The organism is Zooshikella ganghwensis, from assembly GCF_018263875.1.
GTDB classification, from domain to species: Bacteria; Pseudomonadota; Gammaproteobacteria; order Pseudomonadales; family Zooshikellaceae; genus Zooshikella; species Zooshikella ganghwensis.
In genome coordinates, this window is the sequence record NZ_JAEVHG010000041.1 from 1 (window position 1) to 7,363 (window position 7,363).

At 42.3% G+C, this 7,363-nt stretch carries 10 protein-coding genes; 4 read left to right on the forward strand and 6 right to left on the reverse strand.

What is annotated here, in order from left to right:
- From KHS79_RS25425 to KHS79_RS25435, 3 genes are all read left to right on the forward strand, one after another.
- The coding region (locus tag KHS79_RS25425) for an RHS repeat-associated core domain-containing protein (RefSeq protein WP_325167651.1) at positions 1-1,459 on the forward strand (1,459 nt) is incomplete at its 5' end.
- A 5-nt stretch (positions 1,460-1,464) separates the two neighbouring features.
- Entirely contained in the window at positions 1,465-1,866 is a 402-nt protein-coding gene (locus tag KHS79_RS25430; protein ID WP_212722975.1) for a hypothetical protein, read from the forward strand.
- A gap of 136 nt (positions 1,867-2,002) precedes the next feature.
- The gene (locus tag KHS79_RS25435; RefSeq protein WP_212722976.1) at positions 2,003-2,272 is read left to right on the forward strand and encodes a hypothetical protein; all 270 of its coding nucleotides are present in this window, start codon (positions 2,003-2,005) and stop codon (positions 2,270-2,272) included.
- Positions 2,273-2,904: 632 nt separating this feature from the next.
- On the opposite strand, the gene KHS79_RS25440 is transcribed toward KHS79_RS25435, so the two are convergent.
- The 4 genes from KHS79_RS25440 to KHS79_RS25455 all read right to left on the reverse strand — a co-directional run bounded on the left by KHS79_RS25440 (position 2,905) and on the right by KHS79_RS25455 (position 4,369).
- On the reverse strand, positions 2,905-3,183 hold the full coding sequence (locus KHS79_RS25440) for a hypothetical protein (protein WP_157365616.1): 279 nt from the start codon (positions 3,181-3,183) through the stop codon (positions 2,905-2,907).
- Positions 3,183-3,401 carry a ribbon-helix-helix protein, CopG family gene (locus KHS79_RS25445; RefSeq protein ID WP_094789850.1) on the reverse strand — a complete coding sequence of 73 codons (219 nt, stop codon included), beginning with the start codon at positions 3,399-3,401 and terminating at the stop codon, positions 3,183-3,185. The genes KHS79_RS25440 and KHS79_RS25445 overlap by 1 nt, the downstream gene beginning before the upstream one ends.
- Before the next feature lie 166 nt (positions 3,402-3,567).
- Positions 3,568-4,086 carry a GNAT family N-acetyltransferase gene (locus KHS79_RS25450; RefSeq protein WP_212722977.1) on the reverse strand — a complete coding sequence of 173 codons (519 nt, stop codon included), beginning with the start codon at positions 4,084-4,086 and terminating at the stop codon, positions 3,568-3,570.
- Entirely contained in the window at positions 4,070-4,369 is a 300-nt protein-coding gene (locus tag KHS79_RS25455; protein ID WP_212722978.1) for a type II toxin-antitoxin system TacA family antitoxin, read from the reverse strand. The genes KHS79_RS25450 and KHS79_RS25455 overlap by 17 nt, the downstream gene beginning before the upstream one ends.
- Before the next feature lie 516 nt (positions 4,370-4,885).
- On the opposite strand from KHS79_RS25455, the gene KHS79_RS25460 reads away from it, so the two are divergent.
- Positions 4,886-5,416, forward strand: coding sequence for a hypothetical protein (locus KHS79_RS25460; RefSeq protein WP_212722979.1), 531 nt, complete (start codon positions 4,886-4,888; stop codon positions 5,414-5,416).
- Between the two features lie 171 nt (positions 5,417-5,587).
- On the opposite strand, the gene KHS79_RS25465 is transcribed toward KHS79_RS25460, so the two are convergent.
- Positions 5,588-5,881: a hypothetical protein gene (locus tag KHS79_RS25465; RefSeq protein ID WP_212722980.1), complete on the reverse strand. Its 294-nt coding sequence runs from the start codon at positions 5,879-5,881 to the stop codon at positions 5,588-5,590.
- Positions 5,882-5,883: 2 nt separating this feature from the next.
- Positions 5,884-7,363: RHS repeat-associated core domain-containing protein (locus KHS79_RS25470; RefSeq protein ID WP_325167650.1), on the reverse strand; the 1,480-nt coding region annotated here is incomplete at its 5' end.

Here is a 7,363-nt window from a genome sequence, read left to right on the forward strand (position 1 = left end):
CTATGGCTATGATGCGGTGGGGAACATCCTCAGCATCGACGATGGTTTACAGGCTAGCCTGAACCAGAAATTTGAATACGATGCGCTGGATCGCTTAGCACTGGAAAGTGGCTACTTCGGCAAGAAGACGTATCAATTTGATGAAGTGGGTAACCGTACCCAGCGGGTTTGGACGACTAAAGCCGATGCCTCTGGCAACAGCCAAACCAAAAAGCAAGTCCTGAACTATCACGACAACAGTAACCGTTTGAACAAGCTGAACAATGAAACCGTCAGCTTGGATGCGATGGGGAATACGCTATCTAGTCGTGGAGCCAATGCCACTTATGACGCCCGTGGTCGTTTAAGCAGCATGACCGTAAACGGTGAACTCCGAGCGAAATACACCTACAACGCCATTGGTGAGCGGGTCGTTAAAGAGCGCATCTTAGGCGGACAGTCTTACTATGGTGTTTACCAATATGATTTAGCCGGCCAGCTATTAGCAGAAGCCAATTACTCCAGCACTCGTAAGCTGTTAGACCGTCACTATGTGTGGTTAGGCAATATGCCAGTGGCCATGATCGAAGTGCATTACCAAGGCAATGGTAAGGTTGCTAATACCCAGGTTTCCTATATCCATGCGGATCACCTCAATACCCCACGTCGTGCGACTAACACCGACGGTAATATCGTCTGGGCCTGGTACAGTGATGCGTATGGTGTGGGTCAGGTAGCTGATAACCCTGATGGTGATGGACAGACCGTTACTTTAAATCTGCGCTTCCCTGGACAATACTTTGATGCTGAGAGTGGGCTCTTTTACAACTATTTCCGCGATTACGATCCTAGTACTGGAAGATACATCGAAAGTGACCCCATTGGGTTAAATGGTGGGTTGAATACCTATGCTTACGTTGAAGGGAATCCTGTTCGGTATATTGACTCAAAAGGCCTAGCATTAGAAACACCTTGGGATGTATTCAATGTTGGTGTAGGTGTTGCTGAGTTCTCTTTTGATGTTGCAACAGGTAACTACTGGGGAGCTGCTGTAAGCGGTGTTGGCACAGCCTATGATGCATTTGCTTCTGCTGTCCCGTTCTTACCTGCTGGTGCAAGTGTTGCGATTAAAACCTGTAGATATGGTGATGAAGTAGTTGAGCTAGCATCGAAGACAGCAACGAGCACGGGGAAAACAGGTAGAGGAAAAAACCACTTAACACCTGACCCTAAAGCTCAAGGGCCACACTCTACATATCGTCGTGATGCTAACGATAATGTGTCTCATCATGCAGAGTGGTCTCCTAACTCTAAAAATCCAACTGGGTTTGACCAAACTAAGCGTGTTGATACTCAATACTCAAAGCCTCATACACACACAAATAAATCTACGAATGATAAAGTACCTACTCCACATGTACATGATAAAAGCACACCAGGTGGTGTACGACCTGCAAAACCAGAAGAATTGCCGAGGTAGATGTCATGGATGACGTTCATAAGGTAGCGATTGTTGTCGATAAAGGCTTTTCTAGGGAGAGCCTTTTATCAATTGCAAGTAATATGCATGTTTGGTTAATTGAGTCAGAAACTAATTTGGAAAACACCAAGTTTTTTTATGAGCATCATAATTCTAGCTTTGATGATTTATTGGCTGATGGAGTTACTGTTTTTCAAAATATTGAAGGCGAGTCGCCAGAGAGTATTTTAAACTCAATTATAGATGAGGTAGATGAGCATCATAACGAATACAGTCGTACTCCAGGTTGGAGTGAATTGCATGTTTATGGAGTTCCAATAAATGAAAGAATTAAAGCTATTCTTTATGAGTTTGGATTTTTAAATTTTCGTGGAATAGGTCTAAATAGCTTTGTAGCTACTAAGTAAATCGAGCCTGTTTGATTAAAGCTGATCAGATCATGATAAGGAATGAAAAGATAATATTCACTACTAGTATGACTTATAAATGAGTAATAAAATTTACGAAATATACTTAGATCTTCTAAGACTTCCTGGTAGTGAAATGCCAGATACTTTTATTGGTGCATTTGCTTATATGTTTGTCCCAGCTAGTAGTCTGGATCAGGCGTTACAACGTGTAAAAAATAACACTGAGGAAGATAAATACGAAATAAGAAGCATTAAAAGCATTATTGAGCTTAACTTAGACAGAGTTGAGTCGTCGAATAATGAGGAAGCTTATCCAAGTAAGGAAGATCTATTAAAAGCTATAAAGGATAACTATAGCTTTTATGGACAGTTTTACTGTTATTCTGAGTTAGATGATAATTAATTAAGAGTCTGTTAAAAGCCTACATTAGTAGGCTTTTTTATTTATCGGAATAAATTTTAAAAGGCACGAGTAGTATATCAGGAGCTACTGATGTATATGCTAGTGCCCCCTAGTGCTCCTGTCCCACCCCAACTACTAAAACCCCCTCGAAAAAACTTCCGATAACCGCTGTTATCGGCTATTTCGACGATTTTCGCGTAAAATACTATCATTTTCTGTATTGTGTAATACTAAATACGATAACTGTTTTAAGTCTGATAAAGGGAGTGGTTTAGTGAAAGTAGCGCTAAGAGACCATTTCCGCCAACCTTGAAAAACTGCGTAGTTTTGGAATTAGTGTTGCGTATTGAGGCTATATATAGATGATATAGCGGCTCAAGGTAAGCGGAAACAAAAAAGCCCACTCTTGGGTTGACTAGGAAGTCGGCTTTCTATGGTATTCAACAAAGAACAAAAATATCGGAAACGAGTTTGTTGGTTTCCTCATCGCCCTGAAGGACAGAGTTTTTCGTGAAACCGATAGATGGGGCGGGTACTGCATTTACTCGCCCTATGATAGTGCGTTATGGGCTTGCCGGTGTACTATACAACTACTTTATTAAGTTTTTTTTTCTGGATATACCACACTCAACTTACTTTGATGCACCGTTGTTGCTTGGGAAGTAAAAAGAAATAACTAAGGTAACAAGCGGTAAAGCTCCAATTTTGATGAGCTCGAATATGCTGGCTAATGCTTTGTTATCTGGAGCATAAGCATAGCCAGCAAAAACACCAACACAAATAACGGCGAGACAAAGAAGCACCTGCTTGCCAAATACTAAGCGAGCACTCTCGTCAATCTGAACACCTTTACTCTCACCACCAAACATTGCACTAATATCAACGTCACTCGTTTGGTTGTTTTGTTCCATTAAACCCCCACTACACGCCCTAAAGCCTCTAGATGATGTGAGTTAGGATCTTCCCTGACTATACCAAGTGAGTTACCGCGCTTCTTTTCAGACTCAGCTACAGCCAGTAACGCAAATGCGCGGCGCATAGCCTCAGCCTTAGATATACAGTTAGCCTTAGCTATCCTGTCCAACTCCTTATTGACCTCGTCAGAGAGATCCAGGGTTAATCGTGGCATAGCTATAAACCTCCAAGGTCACCAAGTCAGCCATACGGTAAATATACTGCAAATTTAATGAATTCTCCAGTAAGGGTAAAGGGTTGTGGCATTATTGAGCTAATCGGTGTTCCACATAAATGTTCCACGCGGAACATAGCACAGTTGATGTGTGACTTTTGTTTCATCACTCGCAGGCAGTAGCCGCTACTGCTATACAGGTTTTGATGGGTAGCCACATTTCCAATCGTGAGGGATCGCCAGGATCAGCGGGTAAAAAACCATACTGCTGATAAAAAGGCACTACCTGGGGTGTCATCGGGTCCACAAACAAACCGATCGCCGATATTTGCTCTGCCACTAAAACCGTCCGGTAGATGGCATCCACTAATAACCGCTCACCTAACCGCTGCCCTTGCTGAGAGCGATCGACTGCAAGTCGTGCCAGTTTCACCGCATTCAGCGGATGAGGGTACTTTTTATAATCTTTATGATCGGGCGGCGTTGTCACGGAGTAGCCGGTCAGGGTGTGATAGCCAAGAATGGCAGTCGGCTCTGCACTGGCGCACGCGACATACGTTTTTGAGATCTGTTTGGCCGCCTTCTGCCGTGCTTGCCTTTGTAGAAACTGGTTCAACGCATTCACACCGCAATCAAACGCTTTTCGATCATGCGCAGGTGTCAGCTCTTCAATGATTATCGACATTCACCGAATCCCTGTAGCGCTGGGCCGCTGCAACCAGTTTATGGTGCGGTTCAGGTGGGTTCTCCAGTGCTGCAACCAGTGCCTCAGCGCCAGCCTTGGAGAGCTGTAATGTTTCGGTTTGTGCCAGTACATCACGGGCTTTTTCCAGTGCCGATTCAATCAAAAACTGTGAGAGTGTAGCCCCAGAATAGTCCGCCGCGCGCTGAATCATTTCTTGTATATCAGTGGAAACACGCGCCACCAAGCGCGTTTCTTTGCGCTCAGAATTGGGTTGAGTAGCCATTATGCTGATTCCTCTTGTCTTTATGTGTGTCATTATGGCACACATAATTGTGTATGTCACTCTGGCATACATACTTCAATCGCCAGCACGATTGGCATGGTCCTGCGTCTGCACGCCCAAAGCATTGCTATTGTTGGCCTGTAGCCGATTTGGCGTCATTTCCCTATATATTAGTTATTTCTAACTTAGTATTACGTATTACTGTTTTTGATAGCATACTACTGCTTCGACCCAAAAATAGCCGATAACAGAAGTTACCGGAAGTTTTTTTAAGGGGGTTGAGTATTCTGGGGAGGGGTAGGAGCACTAAGGGCACGAGCAAGGTTGAAGCTAAAAAGAACAGGCACATCTCTACGTCAATTATGTATTGAAAATAATTGGTTACAGCAGCTTTTGTATTATTTTCTCAGCATTTAACTCCTAACAATCCTTTATTTTCGAATTTTTTCCAAAAACTACACCTTTGGTATTTACTATAAAGAGTAGAGTCATTCTACTAAGCAGGGAGAATCACCGGTGACTATACGACTTTATTTTGTATTTATTATGCTAATACTGCCTTTTATTGCTGAAGCTAAGGTACAAATAAGCAAAGACTGGTATTGGGATCTTTCTTTAAACAAAGATGAATTTGTATATGCCGCAACAGAAAATTCAGAAGGCCGAGTCCTAGGCCAATATTGCTACATTTTTGAAAAAAGTTGTGTATATATTGTAAGCTTGGGCATATCATGCAAGGAAGGCTCTAAATTCCCATCTATTGTAAATTCAAGTGCAGGTGCTGTAGGAGTAAATTTAATATGTGGTCATAAATATAATAAGGAAAATGTATTTTACATTACACCATTTGATGACATAGATAATCTAATCAAGAAGGCATCCAAAGTAGGCTTTGTAGTTGCGATGAAAGATAACAAATTTAAAGTCGTTCGTTTTAGCCTTTCAGGATCAACTTATGCTATAGAAATGATGAGAGCTGGTGCAGAGCTACTTAATGAATCTAAAGAAAAAAAGAGCTCTAAAGTTAAATCTGAAGAATACCTATAGGATTCTTCCTCTGGACACCTATTAGAGTATTTCGCAGCACGGGCTGAAGCAAAAGGCATTGAGCTGAATACCATGGTCAATGAGCTGCTAAAAAAGGATATTGCCTTGATTGAAGGGGTTAAATAAAAATGCCCGCATGTGCGGGCTTCAAATTAATGACAACACTAACAATTAAAATTCTCGTCGCCTAAAAACTACTATCGATTTCTCATTAGGCCAAGGCAAGTCTTCACTAGTCGCTTTTACTACAAACTCATAATTAATTGCTGTTTCTTGAAGTGCTTCGAACTCACTTTTCAAATCTTCAATTTCTTCAAGATCATCGATATTTTCAAACTCCAATACAATTTGGACAGTTACATTGGAATTACTGGTTTCTATGGATACCATCCTAAAATTATTGGATATCACTCCCAGTAAAGATTGCATCAAAATTAGCGACTGCTTTTGAAGAAAATCTAACATAATCATGGGGTCCAGTTTGGGTTCATGGGCACAACACTAGGGGATTTAGTACCTTTAATCATAAAAACATTTGTCGATTGTTTATAACTACCCGATGCAACATTAGATACATTCGTTCCTGTAACTCCGTCTACTTTTACGATTGGAAATCCTTGCTTCGATTTACCAATGATTTTTGCTGATCCAGAATTAAAACTGTCTAATACTTTTTGGGCATCTTCAACACTATCAAGATAACCTCCACCTCTATATTCTTTACGGCCAGCTATATGTCTATTTTGTTTTTGACTTACTTTTTTACCTACTTTTGCAAAGTCATCAACTCCATATTTTGCAACTTTTGCAATTGCTTGATTCGCTTTTCGCTTAAAGATACTTCTAAATAAAAATTTTAGTGAGTTTACTGCCACAAGCCCTTCACCGGCAGTTGCCACTACAAACATGATTTCTAAAACATTATCCATTGACTCCCTGTGGCGACACCAGTCTTCCTCTGTCCAGTTTGAACGATAATCAGTCACTCTATAGCGAGGACCAAAGCGCTCTAGGCCTAATGGATCGATGTATCCAACAGGATTCCCTTCAACGTAAGCAAAGGTATTCAACCCACCATTTAACCCAATAGGATCACTTTCGATGTATCTTCCAGTACTTGGATCGTAATCGCGGAAATAGTTGTAAAAGAGCCCACTCTCAGCATCATAGTATTGTCCAGGGAAGCGCAGATTTAAAGTAACGGTTTGCCCATCACCATCGGGGTTATCGGCTACCTGACCCACACCATACGCATCACTGTACCAGGCCCAGACGATATTACCTTCGGTGTTAGTCGCACGACGTGGGGTATTTAAGTGATCAGAGTGGATATAGGAAACCTGGGTATTAGCAACCTTACCATTGCCTTGGTAATGCACTTCGATCATGGCTACCGGCATAGAGCCTAACCACACATAGTGACGGTCTAACAGCTTGCGAGTGCTGGAGTAATTGGCTTCTGCTAATAACTGGCCCGCTAAATCATATTGATACACGCCATAGTAAGACTGTCCACCCAGGATACGCTCTTTAACGACCCGCTCACCAATGGCGTTGTAAGTGTATTTCGCACGAAGCTCACCGTTTACGGTCATGCTGCTTAAACGACCACGGGCGTCATAAGTGGCATTGGCTCCTTGGCTTGCCAGGGTATTGCCCATGGCATCCAGACTAACAGTTTGGTTGTCCAGCTTGTTGAGGCGGTTGCTATTGTTGTGATAGCTCAGGACTTGCTTTTTGGTTTGGCTGTTGCCAGAGGCATCGGCTTTAGTCGTCCAAACCCGTTGGGTACGATTACCCACTTCATCAAACTGATAGGTTTTCTGACCAAAGTAACCACTTTCCAGCGCTAAGCGGTCCAGCGCATCGTATTCAAATTTCTGGTTCAGGCTGGCTTGTAAACCATCGTCAATGCTGAGGATGTTCCCCACGGCATCATAGCCATAA